This is a genomic window from Rhizobium sp. LEGMi-198b, from assembly GCF_054114205.1.
The window spans coordinates 17,164-32,550 of the sequence record NZ_JBSYVH010000002.1 but is presented as its reverse complement, the minus strand read 5'-3'; the positions used below and the strand labels follow the sequence as shown (position 1 = coordinate 32,550).

The window sequence follows — 15,387 nt, the reverse complement described above, 5'->3', positions numbered from 1 at the left end:
TCCACCCCTAGAAAACCAAAAAACTCTTATAGTTTAGTATGTTATGCATTACTTGTAGACGTAAGGGAGCGGTAGAAGGAAGGGGTCAGACCGGCCTCGGCGCGGGCGATGTCATTGAACGGCGCCTTCAGCGAACCGCGGAAATTGGCGCGCACCAAATGCTGGAACGTGCGGGCCGGATCGCGCCTTTCGCGGGCGCAGAGGAAGCGGAACCATTTGGCGCCAACGGCGACATGCCCTTTCTCGTCATTGTAGATGACATCGAGAACGGCAGCGCTCTCCAAGTCGCCCGTTTCGCGCATTTTCGCCTGCAGCGCCGGCGTCACGTCGAGGCCGCGAGCTTCGAGAATGAGCGGAACGACGGCAAGACGTGCAGTGAGGTCGTTGCGGGTTGCGTGCGCGGCCTGCCACAGGCCGTCATGGGCGGGCAGATCGCCATAGTCGGCGCCAAGATCGCGCAGACGCGCCCGCACCATGCGGAAATGCTTGGCTTCTTCGAAAGCAACCTGCATCCAGCCGTCGAAAAAGGAATTGGGCACTGGTTCGGTGGCGAAGCGCGCAACGATGTCGAGCGCCAAATCGACGGCGTTGAGCTCGATATGGGCGATGGCATGCAGCAGCGCGATGCGGCCTTTGATCGTGTGCAGCGAGCGCTTCTTCATATGCTTTGGCGGCACCAGCTCCGGCTTTTCCGGCCGGCCGGGACGATCGGCAAGAGCCGGATCGAGCGGCGAGCGCAGCGACAGCGTGCGCGCAAACCAGCGGGTCGCCGATTCCTGGGCAAGCGCCGTCTTGCGATCGAGATCGGCAGAGCAGATAGCGGCTATCGCGCCGCCGCGCAGCGAAGTGATGGTCTCGATTTCCACCGGCATCAGAGTTCCTGGACAGCAGCCAAGACCTCTTCGGCATGGCCGGCCACTTTGACCTTGCTCCAAATCTTGACGATCCTGCCGTCCGCCCCAATCAGGAAAGTCGAACGCACGACGCCCATGTAGGTCCTGCCATACATGCTCTTTTCCCGCCAGACGCCGTAAGCCTCGGCGGCGGTCTTCTCTTCATCGGAAGCGAGGGGGACGGAGAGGGCGTGCTTCTTCACAAATTTGTCATGGCTCCTGACCGAATCCGGCGACATGCCGAGGACGGCCGCGCCCGCCCTTTCGAAGTCGGCGGCAAGCGCTGTGAAGGCGATCGATTCGGTCGTGCAGGCGGTCGTATCGTCCTTGGGATAAAAGAACAGCACCAATGGCTTGCCGGCAAAATCAGCAAGGCTCACACGGCCGCCGCCATCGCGCGGAAGATCGAAATCTGGCGCTCTGTCGCCGATGCCCAATTCAACCAGAGAGATTTCGGTCACGGGAAAACCTTTCTTTTGCCGGGATTTTGGATGACACTAAATACCAGCCATATATACTGCGCCGGTATGCCGTCCACATCGGACGCAGCGTCACCAACAAAATTGCAAAAAAAGAAAGGGACGCACGGGAGTGATCCGAGGCGAAAAGATTATATTCCGCAAGAAGGATCTCGTCTCGCTCGACCACTTGCCTTCCGCTCAGGTCGACGATCCTATGATCGTGCATGTCCCCGAGCGCAAACGGCGCAAGCGCTCGCATGTCTGGCATGTCTGCCGCATCACCCTTGTCTTCATCGCCTTTCTCGCCCTGATCGCCGGCGCCGTCATCGCGACCATCGAGGGCGGCATTTTCGATGAACCCCTGTCGCAGAAGGCACAGCTTGCCCTCGATCGCGCGATCGGGCCTCGCTACAAAGCGGAGGTTGGCTCGACCGTGGTCCGCTTTACGCCCACCCTGCGGCTGGAGCTGGAAGCCCGCAACGTCAATGTGGTCGACCAGGAGAGCGGCAAGCACCTGTCGACCATGTCGGCGGTCAGTATGGTGCTCGATCCCCTGGCGCTCGTGGAAGGCCGTGTCGAAGTGGCCAATGTGGCGGCGGAGGGCATCGCGCTCGACACGTCGCTGCTGCCGCAGGGCGATCCCGTCGACCTGACGATGCTGCGCGTCGATGCGTTGCCGCAAGCGCTGAAGTCAGCCTTCGACAATCTCGATTTCCTCGAGCGTTTCGTCGAACGCGGCGGCACGAACTCGGTGCGCATTTCCGGTTTTGCCGTCAAGCTGGCACGACAGGAGGGCGGCGAGCCGATCTCGCTCGTGGTCGACAGCCTCACCTTCGAGCGCAGCGGACCGACATCGCTGCATCTTTATGGACAGGTTGCGGTCAACGGCTCCGTCGCGACGCTGGATGTCACCGCCGATCAACAGGAGGCTGGGCGCAGTTCTTCCCTGACCGCAAAGGTAACCAATCTCGACCTGAAGCCGTTAACGATGGCCTATGATCAGAACGGCACGCCGCGCCAGGGCATCATGAGTTTCGCCGGATTGACGGTGACCGCCATGCGTGGTGGTGCAGGCATCGTTCCGAAGCTCAGCGCCTCGATCGATGTTCAGCCCGGCACGCTCTACATGGACCGCGACCCGCAAGAGCTGACGCAGGCCAACATCAATCTCGCCTACAACTTCGATCACCACACGCTTGAGGTCGCCCCGTCGAAAGCTCAATTCGTCGGCACTATTGTGCCATTCTCCGGGGCGCTGATCGACCTCGACCATATCGACGCCAACGCCGGCAAGGGCTTCGGCATCGACTTCCTGATTCGTGGCGGCACGGCAGCATCCTCCATTTCGGGCGAACAGCCGGTCAGCTTCGACGGGCAGGCGACGGGGCGTTTCCTGGCGGCGACCAAGGAACTGCAATTCGAAAATCTCGGCATCTCCACGCCGCTGGGCGCGTTGTTTGGCTCCCTGCATCTGAAACTCGGAGACAGCTCGCCGGAGATCAGCTTCGGCGGCCGCGCCGACAAGCTCGATACGACCGCGATCAAGCAGCTCTGGCCGTTCTGGATGGCCTCGAAACCTCGGGTCTGGGTGGAGAAAAACCTCTTCGGCGGCACGGTGACCAATGGGGTCATTTCGGTCTTCATCCCCGCCGGACGACTGGCGGAAGCGGCGAAAACGGGCAAGCTGCAGCTCGGAAAGAACGAATTGCACATCGCCTTCGATATCGATGAGGCGCGCCTCGACGTGCCAGGCGAGATTCCGCCAATCCGGGACACCAAGGCGCATTTCGATCTGACCGGTCCGACGATGAGCGTCGATATTGCGAGCGGCACCTCCTATTTCCCCTCAGGCCGCTCGGTGACGCTGAAAGACAGCAATTTCTCGATCCCGTCGGCCTACGACAAGCCACTGATGGCCACCCTCAAGCTGGAAATATGCGGCACGGGCGATTCCATCGGCGAGTTGTTGACCTATAAGCCGCTGGAAGTGCTGCAGCGAACCGAGTTCAAACCGGAGAACTTCAACGGCAAGATCGTCGCCAACGTCGATGCGACAATCGGCCTGATCAGCGATCAGAAGCCGCCGCCGCCGGTCTGGAAGGCGAACTTGCAGCTCGACGACGTCGATCTGCTGAAGCCGATGAACAACCGCAAGATTTCCAATCTTACGGGCGAGATCGACGCCGATCCCCAATCCGTGCATCTGGATGCCCAGGCGCAGATCGACGGCATTCCAGCGCAAATCGATATGGTCGAACCGACGGACGGCAAATCAACGGCCAAACGCAGTCGCGTGATCACTGCCACGCTCACCGATGCCCAACGTAACAGCGTCATACCGGGTCTCAATGACATTATCGATGGCCCGATCAAGATAGAACTCACGCGCATCGACGACGATCGGCAGGGCGTCAAGATCGACCTCGCCAAGGCGGCATTGACGGTTCCGTGGGTCGGCTGGTCGAAAGGCAGCGGCATTCCAGCCACCGCCCAATTCGAGGCTTCCGGGCCGGACAGCCAGACGGTGCTCAAAAATTTCATCCTCAAGGGCGATGGCTTCGGTGTCAGCGGCGATCTCGTCGTCAGCAAGGGTGGCCTGTCTTCAGCAAATTTCGATAGCGTCAAGCTTTCCGCGCTCGATGATTTCGCGCTGTCGATCAAGCACGGCAAAAGCGGCAACTACGACATATCCGTCGCCGGCAATTCTGCCGATCTCCGGCCAGTCCTGGCGCGGCTGAAAACAGCATCCAGCGACAAAAGCGACAACAAGGATGATTCGTCCGGTGCAACGATCCGGGCCAATCTCGACAAGGTCGTCGGCTTCAACGATGAGTCGATCGGAAATCTCAAGGGCGTCTATTCCATTGTCGGCGGCCGCACAATCGCTGCGGATTTCTCCGGCCTCACGCGCAGCGGCGAGGCCGTCGTCAGCCAGGTGAGCAAGGGCGGAGACGGCGGGACCATTCGCATCACCAGTGGCGATGCCGGCGCGGTGGCGCGTTTTGCCGATCTCTACAAGCATCTGCAAGGCGGCCTGCTCAATCTGTCGCTACGCTCCACGGGAACTGATGCCTGGGATGGTTCGCTCGATATCCGTAACTTCGCCATCATCGACGAAAAGAAGCTTTCGACCATCGTTTCCACACCGAGCGGCAAAAATGGGCGAAGCCTGAATTCGGCCGTCAAACAGAATATCGATACGCGATCCCAGAGTTTCGAGCGCGGTTTCGCGCGCCTAGTGCTGCGTAAGGGGACGCTTGCGGTGGAAAATGGCGTTGTCCGCGGCGTACAGGTGGGCGCGACGTTTCAAGGCACGGTGAAGGACGCGAACGGCAACATGGACCTGACGGGCACCTTCATGCCCGCCTATGGCCTCAACCGGCTGTTTGCCGAGGTGCCGATCGTCGGCTTCATCCTTGGCAACGGCAGCGACCGCGGCCTGATCGGCATCACGTTCAGGCTCACCGGAAACTTTGAAAAACCGAACCTGCAGATCAACCCGCTGTCGATCATCGCACCGGGCGTGTTCCGGCAGATCTTCGAGTTCTGAGCTTCACGCCGAGCACGCAGGCCAAACCGATCATCGTTCGTTCGCCAACCGCTCGCGTATGCGTTCAGGTCCGCCGATCATGCGCCGGGCGGAAGGTCGCTCAGGATCGACCACGCGCCAGAACGGGGCAGTGCCGTCTTGACTGATTTGCACCAGATGTCGCTGGACGGTCACGGGGCAGCAGGCATCCGCTCCATATTCCCTGGCGAGCGCCCGTCTTATCTTGGCAATGTCAGATAATTCGCCAGGAGGGGCGGCCCGGAGTGCCCGAGCAACCATGTCCTTGCTGGGAATCAGCATGCTCTGCGTGAGGCTTTTACCTTTACGCCTCGTTTCGATTACCGGCAGTTCGTCCATAACTCGCCTCCAGAGTTGATCTCTACAGAAGACGAACGGAAATGCCATGGTCCGACATGACCGTGCATCAAATTGCTGCGGAGGCGCTGAAAGCGTAAAAAAGCCGGCGGGTTGCGCCGGCTTTCGTGTTTCGGTGTCAGGCAGTCTATTAAGCGGCAGGGCGGATGAGGATGTGCTTCTTCTTGCCGAGCGACAGCTTGATGACGCCATCGGCGGTGACTTCGCCGTTGCCGATCACCTTGCGTTCGTCGCTGATCGCCTGATCATTGATGCGCACGGCGCCGCCCTGGACATGACGGCGGGCTTCGCCGTTCGAACCGGCGAGACCCGCGCGGACGATCAGCGAGAGCAGTCCGATGCCGGCGTCGAGTTCGGACGCGGGAACGTCGACGGACGGCAGGTTCTCGGAAAGCCCGCCTTCCTCGAAGGTTTTGCGCGCGGTTTCGGCGGCAAGTTCGGCGGCTTGGCGGCCATGCAGGATCGCGGTGACTTCGGTGGCGAGGATCTTTTTGACCTCGTTGATCTCCGAGCCGGCGAGGGCGGAAAGGCGGGCGATCTCGTCCATCGGCAGCGTGGTGTAAAGCTTCAGGAAGCGGGAGACGTCCGCATCCTCGGTGTTGCGCCAGTATTGCCAGAAATCATAGGCCGAGAGCAGGTCGGCGTTCAGCCAGATCGCGCCGGAGGCAGACTTGCCCATTTTGGCACCCGAGGAGGTGGTCAACAGCGGCGAGGTCAGAGCAAAAAGCTGCTTGGTCCCCATACGGTGACCGAGGTCGATGCCGTTGACGATATTGCCCCATTGATCCGAACCACCCATTTGCAGACGGCAGTCGTAGCGCTTGGCCAGTTCGACGAAATCGTAGGCCTGCAGGATCATGTAGTTGAATTCGAGGAAGGACAGCGACTGCTCGCGATCCAGGCGCGTCTTCACGCTATCAAAGGAGAGCATGCGGTTGACCGAGAAATGGCGGCCGACGTCGCGCAGAAATTCCAGATAGTTGAGCGAACGCAGCCACTCTGCGTTGTTGATCATCAACGCATCTTTGCGGCCTTCGCCGTATGTCAGGTAGTTGGAGAAGACGCGCTTGATCGAGGCGATGTTGCTTTCAATGGTATCGACCGTCATCAACTGACGCGATTCCTCCTTGAAGGAGGGATCGCCCACCATGCCGGTGCCGCCGCCCATGAGCGAGACGGCGCGGTGGCCGGTCGCCTGCAGCCAATGCAACATCATGATCTGGATCAGCGAGCCCGCATGCAGGCTCGGCGCCGTGGGGTCGAAGCCGATATAGGCCGTCACGGTTTCCTTGGCGAAGAGGTCGTCGAGGCCGGCTTCATCGGAAATCTGGTGGATGAAGCCGCGCTCTTGCAAGGTGCGCAGGAAATCGGATTTGAACTCAGCCATGATCTTGGTCTCTCGGGGCGCCGCAGGTGTGCCATGCGGCGAAATCGCTATTGTTGAACCGTCGCGGCGCGTTTAGCACTGATTTATCGGCTCGTCACCATTTTGGTTGACTGCCGCGTGGGAAGTTTGAGCAGGATTGGGAAGCGACGCGACCAATGAGCGACACCATTATATTGGAGACCCCGCGTCTCATTCTGGCGATGTGGGACAAGGGCGACGCCGAGCTCATCAGACAATTGCATTCGACGATCGAGACGACCCGCTATCTCTCGGGCGCTGCGCCATGGACCCTCGAAAAAGCCGAGGAGCGTCTTAAAAGCTGGTTTGATGAACAGGCTCGCGATGGCGTGACCAAATACAAGATGCTCAGACGCGACGACGGCCGTTTCATCGGTCGCGCGGGCTTTTCCCGGTTTGCGCAGGAGCGTGACCGCGGCGAATTCGAGCTAGGTTATTCCATCCGTCGGGAAGCCTGGGGAAATGGTTATGCCACCGAAATTGCAGGGGCGCTTGCGGACTGGTTTTTCCAACGCGGTTTCGCTCGCCAGTTCATCGCCTTCACCCATCCGGAAAACGCCGCGTCGCAGCGGGTTCTCCGTAAAATCGGCATGCAATATCGTGCGCCGATTGTGATCGACGGCGTTTCAGGTCTCAGTTTTCAGATGTCGCGGTAACGGAAAGCCTTCTCCCCGAAGGGAGAAGGGGATAAATCACCTGATCCGCTTGGCTGCCGGTTCCGGTACCAATTCGCCATTCAGACGACGATCGAGATAGTCTTCGCATTCGCCGAGCAGCGTATCGACCTGACCATTGAAGAAGTGGTTGGCGCCGGGGACGATCCTGTGGGTGATGAGGATGCCCTTCTGCGTCTTCAGCTTTTCGACGAGGCCGTTGACGTCCTTTTCCGGAGCGACCTTGTCGGAATCACCGTTGATGATCAGGCCCGAGGACGGGCAGGGCGCCAGGAACGAGAAATCATAGATGTTCGGCTGTGGTGCGATCGACATGAAGCCTTCGATTTCCGGTCGGCGCATCAGAAGCTGCATGCCGATCCAGGCGCCGAAGGAATAGCCGGCGACCCAGCAGCTCTTCGAATCCGGGTGCAGGCTCTGCACCCAGTCGAGCGCCGAAGCGGCGTCAGACAATTCGCCGGCGCCATGGTCGAATTCGCCCTGGCTGCGGCCGATACCGCGGAAATTGAAGCGAAGCGTCGTGAAGCCGCGCTTCTGGAACATATAGAAGAGCTGGTAGACGACCTGATTGTTCATCGTGCCGCCGAATTGCGGATGAGGGTGCAGGATAATAGCGATCGGGGCGCTCTTTTCCTTGGATGGCTGATAGCGGCCTTCAAGGCGGCCTGCGGGGCCGTTGAAAATAACTTCGGGCATCGATACTCCGGCTCTTCTTTTTCTGCGTTCAAACTAGGCGGGACGCAGCAAGTTGACTTGACTAATGCGCTCATCTTTTCTAGAACGCAGTTTAGAACAATTCGAAACTTGGCACGATCTTCCATGCGTTGTTTGTGCAACGGTTTGTGGAACGTGTCATAAGGCATGCCCGGCTGAAATTTCAAGGAAAATGAGCCGGGCACAACAAGGCTTCGTCAGGCAGGAAGAAGATTATGGCGGCAACGCGCCTTTATCTCGACTGGAATGCCACCGCACCGCTTCATCCGGCGGCGCGCGACGCTATGTTGCACGCCTTGGACCTCTATGGAAACCCCAATTCTGTTCATGGCGAAGGCCGTGCGACGCGGGCGGCGATCGAAGCTGCGCGCCGGCAGGTCGCAAGTCTGACGGGGGCCGAACCGGCTCATGTCGTCTTTACCAGCGGCGCGACCGAAGCCGCCAACATGGTGCTGACGCCGGAATTCCGCATGGGCCGTACGCCCCTTGCGATCGGCCATCTCTATATATCGGCAATCGAACATCCAGCCCTCAGGGAGGGTGGCCGATTCCCGAAGGAAAAGATCAGCGAAATACCGGTGACATCGGATGGCGTTGTCGATCTTGCTGCGCTGGAAGCGATGCTTTCGGCCCATGACAAGGCAAGTGGGCTGCCGATGGTGGCGATCATGCTTGCTAACAACGAAACCGGCGTTCTCCAGCCCGTGCGCGAAGCGGCTAAGATTGTGCAGGCATTCGGCGGCCTCTTCGTCGTCGACGCCGTGCAGGCGGCAGGCCGGGTTCCGATCGATATCAACGAGATCGGCGCCGATTTCCTCGTCATCTCATCGCATAAGATCGGCGGACCGAAAGGGGCCGGCGCGCTCGTCTCTCGCGGCGAAGTGCTGATGCCGAAGCCGCTGATCCATGGCGGTGGACAAGAAAAAGGGCATCGTTCCGGCACTGAGAACGCATTGGCCGTCGTCGGCTTCGGCGCGGCCGCTGCCGCCGCCGTCGCAGAATTCGAAAGCCGCAATGCGACCGCTGCGAAACTCCGTGACCGACTGGAGGAGGGTATGCGGCTTGCAGCGCCCGATGTCATCATTCACGGCGAAGGCGGCCCGCGCGTGCCGAATACCAGTTTCTTCACCCTGCCGGGACTGAAGTCCGAAACCGGACAGATCGCTTTCGATCTCGAAGGAGTGGCGATTTCGGCAGGTTCCGCCTGCTCTTCCGGCAAGGTGGGTGAAAGCCATGTGCTGATGGCGATGGGCTGCGATCCCAAGCTCGGGGCGCTGCGCATTTCACTTGGATTTACGACGACCGAAGAGGATGTCGAACGCGCGATTGCTGCGTTCGCCAGAATTGCGGGACGGCGTAAACTTGCCGGAGCTGCGGCCTAACGGCCACAATTTTGCGGAAACAGAAATTTCCGCTTGCCAAGCGGGCTGAAAAGTCCCTTTTGGCCGACTACATAGAGGGTAGACATTTCAGTCTGCCGCAACGTTGACAAGCTGCCGGACCTTGGATCCGGCGAGATTGGAGAACGACATGCCTGCAGTCCAGGAAACAGTCGATCAGGTTCGCTTGATCGATGTGGACCAGTATAAGTACGGTTTTGAGACCACCATCGAGGTGGAAAAGGCTCCGAAGGGTCTTTCCGAAGACATTATCCGCTTCATCTCTGCCAAGAAGCAGGAACCGGAATGGATGCTGGAATGGCGCCTCGAGGCTTATCGCCGCTGGCTGACGCTTGAAGAGCCCACATGGGCGCGCGTCGACTATCCGAAGATCGACTTCAACGACATTCACTATTACGCAGCGCCGAAGAAGTTTGCCGGTCCGAAATCGCTCGACGAAGTCGACCCGGAGCTGCTGAAGACCTATGAGAAGCTTGGCATCCCCCTGCGTGAGCAGGAGATCCTTGCTGGCGTCGAGAAGCCGAAGATCGCCGTCGATGCGGTGTTCGATTCGGTCTCGGTGGTCACCACCTTCAAGGAAGAGCTGAAGAAGGCCGGCGTGATCTTCATGTCGATCTCGGAGGCGATCCGCGAGCATCCTGATCTCGTGCGCAAATATCTCGGCTCCGTCGTGCCGACGACCGACAATTTCTATGCGACGTTGAATTCGGCCGTGTTCACCGATGGCTCCTTCGTCTTCGTGCCGAAGGGCGTGCGGTGCCCAATGGAGCTTTCCACCTATTTCCGCATCAACGAGAAGAACACCGGCCAGTTCGAGCGCACGCTGATCATCGCCGAAGAGGGAGCCTATGTCTCCTATCTCGAAGGCTGCACCGCGCCGCAGCGCGACGAAAATCAGTTGCATGCGGCTGTCGTCGAACTGATTGCCCTGGACGACGCAGAGATCAAGTATTCGACCGTTCAGAACTGGTATCCGGGCGACAAGCACGGCAAGGGCGGCATCTACAACTTCGTCACCAAGCGTGGCGATTGCCGCGGCGATCGCTCGAAGATCTCCTGGACCCAGGTCGAGACCGGTTCGGCGATCACCTGGAAATACCCGTCCTGCATCCTGCGCGGCGACGACAGCCGTGGCGAGTTCTACTCGATCGCGGTTTCAAACGGCCACCAGCAGGTCGACAGCGGCACCAAGATGATCCACCTCGGCAAGAACACGTCGAGCCGCATCATTTCGAAGGGCATCGCCGCCGGCGTATCGCAGAACACCTATCGCGGCCAGGTCTCGGCGCATCGCCGCGCGACCAACGCCCGCAACTTCACGCAATGCGACTCGCTGCTGATCGGCGACAAGTGCGGTGCGCATACGGTGCCTTATATCGAGGCGAAGAACTCGTCGGCGCATTTCGAGCACGAGGCCACCACGTCGAAGATCTCCGAGGACCAGTTGTTCTATTGCCTGCAGCGCGGCATCCCGGAAGAAGCGGCGATTGCGTTGATCGTCAACGGCTTCGTCAAGGAAGTCCTGCAGGAGTTGCCGATGGAGTTCGCCGTTGAAGCGCAGAAGCTGATCGGCATCTCGCTGGAAGGCAGCGTAGGGTAAAGCCCTCGACAAGAGACATGTTTTTGGCGCGCAAGCGGCGCGCCGCACCTTCATTCCTTCGATAGGATTCTACTATGCTTGAAATCAAGAACCTGCACGCCCGCATCGCCGAAGACGGCACCGAGATCATCCGCGGCCTGGACCTGACGGTGAAGGCTGGCGAAGTGGCTGCCATCATGGGTCCGAACGGCTCCGGCAAGTCGACGCTCTCCTACATTCTTTCCGGCCGCGACGATTACGAAGTCACGGAAGGCGATATCCTCTATAATGGCGAAAGCATTCTGGAACTCGACGCCGCCGAACGCGCCGCCAAGGGCATCTTCCTGGCTTTCCAATATCCGGTCGAAATTCCCGGCGTTGCCACGATGCAGTTCCTGAAGGTGGCGATGAACGAGCAGCGCAAGGCGCGCGGCGAAGCCGAACTGACGACGCCTGACTTCATGCGCCGCGTCAAGGACGCTGCGGGCAAGCTACAGATCAACACCGAGATGCTGAAGCGCCCGCTGAACGTCGGTTTCTCCGGCGGCGAGAAGAAGCGCGCCGAAATCCTGCAGATGGCACTCCTCGAGCCGCAGCTTTGCGTGCTGGACGAAACCGATTCCGGTCTCGATATCGATGCGCTGAAGATCGTCGCCGACGGCGTCAATGCGCTGCGTTCTCCCGATCGCGCCGTGATCGTCATCACCCACTATCAACGCCTGCTGGACTATATCATCCCGGACACCGTGCACGTGCTCTACAAGGGCCAGGTGATCAAGTCCGGCGACAAGACGCTGGCGCATGAGCTCGAAGCCAACGGCTATGCCGACATCATCGGGGCTGCGGCCTGATCGGGGCGGAAAGGATACGTCGATGAACATTCAGACGACGAGCCGTCTGACCGCCGCTGAGACGGCGCTGATCGAGGCTTATAACAACCAGTTGGGCGACTTGCCGGGTGATGGCGACGTGCTCGCCGTCCGCGACCGTTTGCTGGACGATCTCAAGACCGCCGGCCTGCCGACACGGCGTTTCGAAGCCTGGCATTATACCGATTTCAAGACCCTGCTGCGTTCCGTCCCGACAGATATCGGCGCCGGCAGCGTCGAGCCCCTGTCGCCGACCGTTCCCGGTTCGGCCGTGCTATCGGTTCTGCAGGGTAGCACGAGCGGCAAGACCTCGGTCGATGGCCTAGTTGTCCGCCGCTATACCGATAGTCTGGCCGACGGTTCCGCCGCCGCCAGACTGACTGCGCTCGGTAGGGATGACGCCATCGGCCGCATCAATGGCAGCTTCGTGCGCGACGGCTATGTCATCGAATTTCCGGATGGGACTGAGCTTGATGCGCCGCTCGAAATCCAGTTCATCCATGCCGGTGGCCAGATCCACAGCCGTCTGCCGGTCTCGTTTGGCGCCGATGTCAAGGCGACCGTGATCGAGCGCCACCAGGCCGTGCCCGGTGCTGCGGCAATGGTCTCCTCGGTCAGCGATATCAAGATCGGCAAGGGTGCCGAAGTGACCTGGATCATCCTGCAGGAGCAGGGAACCGAGGATACGCATCTCGGCCAGATTCGCGTCGACCTCGGCGCGCAGGCGAAGCTGAAGCTGTTCGTCATCAATGCCGGGGGCAAGCTGGTGCGCCAGGAGCTGCATGTGAAAGTCACAGGCGAGGGCTCCGACCTTGTTCTGCGCGGCGTCAATTTGCTCGGTGGTGATACGCATACCGATGTGACGCTGGTGCTCGGCCACGACGTACCGCATACGGGCTCGACGGAAATCATGCGCAACGTCGTGTTCGACCGCGCTCGCGGTGTCTTCCAAGGCATGATCCGGGTCGCTCCGGATGCGCAGAAGACCGATGCCCGCATGGCCTGCAACACGCTGCTGATGTCCGACGATGCCGAGTTCTCGGTCAAGCCGGAGCTGGAAATCTTCGCCGACGATGTGCAGTGCGGCCATGGCGCCACGGTTGCCGATATCGACGAGAACCATCTCTACTACATGATGGCGCGCGGTATCCCCAGGAACAAGGCCCGCGCCATGCTGGTCAATGCCTTCGTGGCCGAGATTATCGAAGAGCTGGAAGACGAAGCCCTGGTCGAGGCGCTGGAAGGCGTTATCTCGGACTGGCTCGAAAATCACGCCTGATTGGAGCAATGCTCGTGGACAAGATCGTACCAGCCACCGCCTATGACGTCGAAGCAATCCGCCGGGATTTTCCGATCCTGTCGACGACCGTCCATGGCAAACCGCTGGTCTATCTTGACAACGGTGCATCAGCACAGAAGCCGCAGGTCGTGATCGACGCGATCTCGCATGCCTATTCTCGCGAATATGCGAACGTGCATCGCGGGCTGCATTTCCTGTCCAATGCGGCCACCGAGGCCTATGAGGCTGCGCGCGAAAAAGTGCGCCGCTTCCTGAATGCGCCGTCGGTGGATGATATTATCTTCACCAAGAATTCGACCGAAGCGATCAATACCGTCGCCTATGGCTGGGGCATGCCCAAGCTCGGCGAAGGCGACGAGATCGTCGTCTCCATTATGGAGCATCACTCCAACATAGTGCCCTGGCATTTCATCCGCGAGCGGCAGGGCGCCAAGTTGGTCTGGGTGCCGGTGGATGACGATGGGGCCTTCCATATCGAGGATTTCGGAAAGAGCCTGACGGAACGTACCAAGCTCGTTGCGATCACCCACATGTCGAATGCGCTTGGCACCATCGTTCCGGTCAAAGAAGTCTGCCGCATCGCGCATGAGCGCGGCATTCCGGTGCTGATCGATGGCTCGCAAGGCGCCGTGCACCTGCCCGTCGACGTGCAGGACATTGATTGCGACTGGTATGTCATGACCGGCCACAAGCTCTACGGCCCTTCGGGGATCGGCGTGCTCTATGGCAAGAAGGACAGGTTGCGCGAGATGCGGCCCTTCCAGGGCGGCGGCGAGATGATTTTCGACGTCACCGAGGATAACGTCACTTACAATGATCCGCCGCATCGTTTCGAAGCCGGCACTCCGCCCATCGTTCAGGCGATCGGACTTGGCGCCGCGCTCGACTATATGGAAAGCGTCGGCCGCGAGGCGATCGCCCGGCACGAGGCCGATCTCGCGGCATATGCGGCGGAGCGGCTGCGGGAGATCAATTCGCTGCGCGTTTTCGGCACGGCACCCGGCAAAGGTGGTATTTTCTCCTTCGAGCTCGCGGGTATCCATTCCCACGATGTTTCGATGGTGATCGACCGACAGGGCGTTGCCGTGCGCGCGGGCACACATTGCGCCCAGCCGCTCTTGAAACGCTTCGGCGTGACCTCCACATGCCGTGCATCGTTCGGCATGTACAATACCCGTGCCGAGGTGGATGCCCTGGCCGATGCGCTGGAATATGCGCGAAAATTCTTTGCCTAAGGAGGCAAGCGATGTCACTCGATGAAAGCGAACAGAAGATCGACGTGCGCGAGGGCATCGTGCATTCCAGCATTCCCGAGGCCGAACTGGCGCGCCTCAGCGAGGATGTCATCAGCGCGCTGAAGACGGTCTATGACCCTGAAATTCCTGCCGACATCTTCGAACTCGGTCTCGTCTACAAGATCGACATCGAGGACGATCGCATGGTGAAGATCGTCATGACGCTGACCGCGCCGGGTTGCCCCGTCGCCGGCGAGATGCCGGGCTGGGTCGAAAATGCGGTCGGTGCTGTCGAAGGGGTTTCCGGCGTCGAAGTCAGCATGACCTTCGATCCGCCGTGGACGCCGGATCGCATGTCCGAAGAGGCGCAGGTGGCCGTCGGCTGGTATTGAAGCTTTAAGCCGCCCGCTTTACATTATGACTCGAAGCACCGGATCTTGACCCCGGTTGCATTTAAGTGGGCATCGGCTGGTCCGAAAACCGGATCCACTTTTCGGGCCGATGCCAGAGGAGAATAAGCCCATGGGCTTTGCAGTAATGAGCATGACGGATGACGCGGCAGCGCGCGTCAAGGCGATCGTCGAGAATTCAGGCCCCGAGGCCAAGGGCGTGCGCGTCGGTATCAAGAAGGGCGGCTGCGCCGGGATGGAATATACCATCGACCTGGTGACCGAACCGAATGCCAAGGACGACCTGATCGAGCGCAACGGCGCCAAGGTCTGGGTCGAGCCGTCGGCCGTGCTTTATCTCCTTGGCACCGAGATGGGTTTCGAAACCACCACCCTGCGTTCCGGCTTCACCTTCACCAATCCCAACCAGACGTCGGCCTGCGGCTGCGGCGAATCCGTCGAGTTGAAGCCCGCCGATCTCGCGGCCCTGGCTGCGCAGCGTCAGGCCGCTCCGGCTGTCTGAACAAACCTTTCGCCGCCTTG

General features: G+C 60.1%; 14 protein-coding genes. 9 read left to right on the top strand and 5 right to left on the bottom strand.

What is annotated here, in order from left to right; all coding sequences use genetic code 11:
* Positions 1–41: 41 nt before the first annotated feature.
* On the bottom strand, positions 42–872 hold the full coding sequence (locus tag ACXHXG_RS06870; RefSeq protein ID WP_457898851.1) for a ferritin-like domain-containing protein: 831 nt from the start codon (positions 870–872) through the stop codon (positions 42–44).
* Positions 872–1,354, bottom strand: coding sequence for a peroxiredoxin (locus ACXHXG_RS06865; protein ID WP_104823206.1), 483 nt, complete (start codon positions 1,352–1,354; stop codon positions 872–874). Before ACXHXG_RS06865 ends, ACXHXG_RS06870 begins: the two co-directional genes overlap by 1 nt.
* A gap of 130 nt (positions 1,355–1,484) precedes the next feature.
* On the opposite strand from ACXHXG_RS06865, the gene ACXHXG_RS06860 reads away from it, so the two are divergent.
* Positions 1,485–4,904: a YhdP family protein gene (locus ACXHXG_RS06860; protein ID WP_457898850.1), complete on the top strand. Its 3,420-nt coding sequence runs from the start codon at positions 1,485–1,487 to the stop codon at positions 4,902–4,904.
* A gap of 30 nt (positions 4,905–4,934) precedes the next feature.
* On the opposite strand, the gene ACXHXG_RS06855 is transcribed toward ACXHXG_RS06860, so the two are convergent.
* Positions 4,935–5,261: a hypothetical protein gene (locus ACXHXG_RS06855; RefSeq protein WP_104823204.1), complete on the bottom strand. Its 327-nt coding sequence runs from the start codon at positions 5,259–5,261 to the stop codon at positions 4,935–4,937.
* A gap of 148 nt (positions 5,262–5,409) precedes the next feature.
* The gene (tyrS, locus tag ACXHXG_RS06850; protein ID WP_457898849.1) at positions 5,410–6,666 is read right to left on the bottom strand and encodes a tyrosine--tRNA ligase; all 1,257 of its coding nucleotides are present in this window, start codon (positions 6,664–6,666) and stop codon (positions 5,410–5,412) included.
* Positions 6,667–6,821: 155 nt separating this feature from the next.
* Here tyrS and ACXHXG_RS06845 point away from each other — a divergent pair, with 155 nt between their 5' ends.
* Positions 6,822–7,340 (top strand): GNAT family N-acetyltransferase, encoded by a 519-nt coding sequence (locus tag ACXHXG_RS06845; protein ID WP_457898848.1) that lies wholly within the window; start codon positions 6,822–6,824, stop codon positions 7,338–7,340.
* Between the two features lie 36 nt (positions 7,341–7,376).
* Here ACXHXG_RS06845 and ACXHXG_RS06840 read toward each other — a convergent pair whose 3' ends face one another.
* Positions 7,377–8,054 (bottom strand): alpha/beta hydrolase, encoded by a 678-nt coding sequence (locus ACXHXG_RS06840; RefSeq protein WP_104823201.1) that lies wholly within the window; start codon positions 8,052–8,054, stop codon positions 7,377–7,379.
* Between the two features lie 233 nt (positions 8,055–8,287).
* Between ACXHXG_RS06840 and ACXHXG_RS06835 the strand changes: the two genes are divergently transcribed.
* The 7 genes from ACXHXG_RS06835 (at position 8,288) to sufA (ending at position 15,367) form a co-directional block, all read left to right on the top strand.
* Positions 8,288–9,454, top strand: a complete 1,167-nt coding sequence (locus ACXHXG_RS06835) for a cysteine desulfurase family protein (protein WP_457898847.1) — start codon at positions 8,288–8,290, stop codon at positions 9,452–9,454.
* A 148-nt stretch (positions 9,455–9,602) separates the two neighbouring features.
* On the top strand, positions 9,603–11,072 hold the full coding sequence (sufB, locus tag ACXHXG_RS06830; protein WP_104823199.1) for a Fe-S cluster assembly protein SufB: 1,470 nt from the start codon (positions 9,603–9,605) through the stop codon (positions 11,070–11,072).
* A gap of 74 nt (positions 11,073–11,146) precedes the next feature.
* On the top strand, positions 11,147–11,902 hold the full coding sequence (gene sufC, locus ACXHXG_RS06825; RefSeq protein ID WP_104823198.1) for a Fe-S cluster assembly ATPase SufC: 756 nt from the start codon (positions 11,147–11,149) through the stop codon (positions 11,900–11,902).
* Positions 11,903–11,924: 22 nt separating this feature from the next.
* The gene (sufD, locus tag ACXHXG_RS06820; RefSeq protein WP_457898846.1) at positions 11,925–13,199 is read left to right on the top strand and encodes a Fe-S cluster assembly protein SufD; all 1,275 of its coding nucleotides are present in this window, start codon (positions 11,925–11,927) and stop codon (positions 13,197–13,199) included.
* 14 nt (positions 13,200–13,213) lie between these two features.
* The gene (locus tag ACXHXG_RS06815; RefSeq protein ID WP_457898845.1) at positions 13,214–14,455 is read left to right on the top strand and encodes a cysteine desulfurase; all 1,242 of its coding nucleotides are present in this window, start codon (positions 13,214–13,216) and stop codon (positions 14,453–14,455) included.
* An 11-nt stretch (positions 14,456–14,466) separates the two neighbouring features.
* A complete protein-coding gene (locus ACXHXG_RS06810) occupies positions 14,467–14,847 on the top strand; it encodes an SUF system Fe-S cluster assembly protein (RefSeq protein ID WP_104823196.1) in 381 nt (126 codons plus the stop codon).
* Between the two features lie 130 nt (positions 14,848–14,977).
* On the top strand, positions 14,978–15,367 hold the full coding sequence (sufA, locus tag ACXHXG_RS06805) for a Fe-S cluster assembly scaffold SufA (RefSeq protein WP_283050519.1): 390 nt from the start codon (positions 14,978–14,980) through the stop codon (positions 15,365–15,367).
* The last annotated feature ends 20 nt before the right edge of the window (positions 15,368–15,387 follow it).

Bases quoted from the DNA above. Each gene is read 5' to 3' on its own strand.
- sufB (WP_104823199.1), top strand. From the start codon at position 9,603: ATGCCTGCAGTCCAGGAAACAGTCGATCAGGTTCGCTTGATCGATGTG.
- ACXHXG_RS06870 (WP_457898851.1), bottom strand. From the start codon at position 872: ATGCCGGTGGAAATCGAGACCATCACTTCGCTGCGCGGCGGCGCGATA.
- tyrS (WP_457898849.1), bottom strand. From the start codon at position 6,666: ATGGCTGAGTTCAAATCCGATTTCCTGCGCACCTTGCAAGAGCGCGGC.
- ACXHXG_RS06840 (WP_104823201.1), bottom strand. From the start codon at position 8,054: ATGCCCGAAGTTATTTTCAACGGCCCCGCAGGCCGCCTTGAAGGCCGC.
- ACXHXG_RS06835 (WP_457898847.1), top strand. From the start codon at position 8,288: ATGGCGGCAACGCGCCTTTATCTCGACTGGAATGCCACCGCACCGCTT.
- sufA (WP_283050519.1), top strand. From the start codon at position 14,978: ATGGGCTTTGCAGTAATGAGCATGACGGATGACGCGGCAGCGCGCGTC.
- ACXHXG_RS06855 (WP_104823204.1), bottom strand. From the start codon at position 5,261: ATGGACGAACTGCCGGTAATCGAAACGAGGCGTAAAGGTAAAAGCCTC.
- ACXHXG_RS06845 (WP_457898848.1), top strand. From the start codon at position 6,822: ATGAGCGACACCATTATATTGGAGACCCCGCGTCTCATTCTGGCGATG.
- sufD (WP_457898846.1), top strand. From the start codon at position 11,925: ATGAACATTCAGACGACGAGCCGTCTGACCGCCGCTGAGACGGCGCTG.
- sufC (WP_104823198.1), top strand. From the start codon at position 11,147: ATGCTTGAAATCAAGAACCTGCACGCCCGCATCGCCGAAGACGGCACC.
- ACXHXG_RS06810 (WP_104823196.1), top strand. From the start codon at position 14,467: ATGTCACTCGATGAAAGCGAACAGAAGATCGACGTGCGCGAGGGCATC.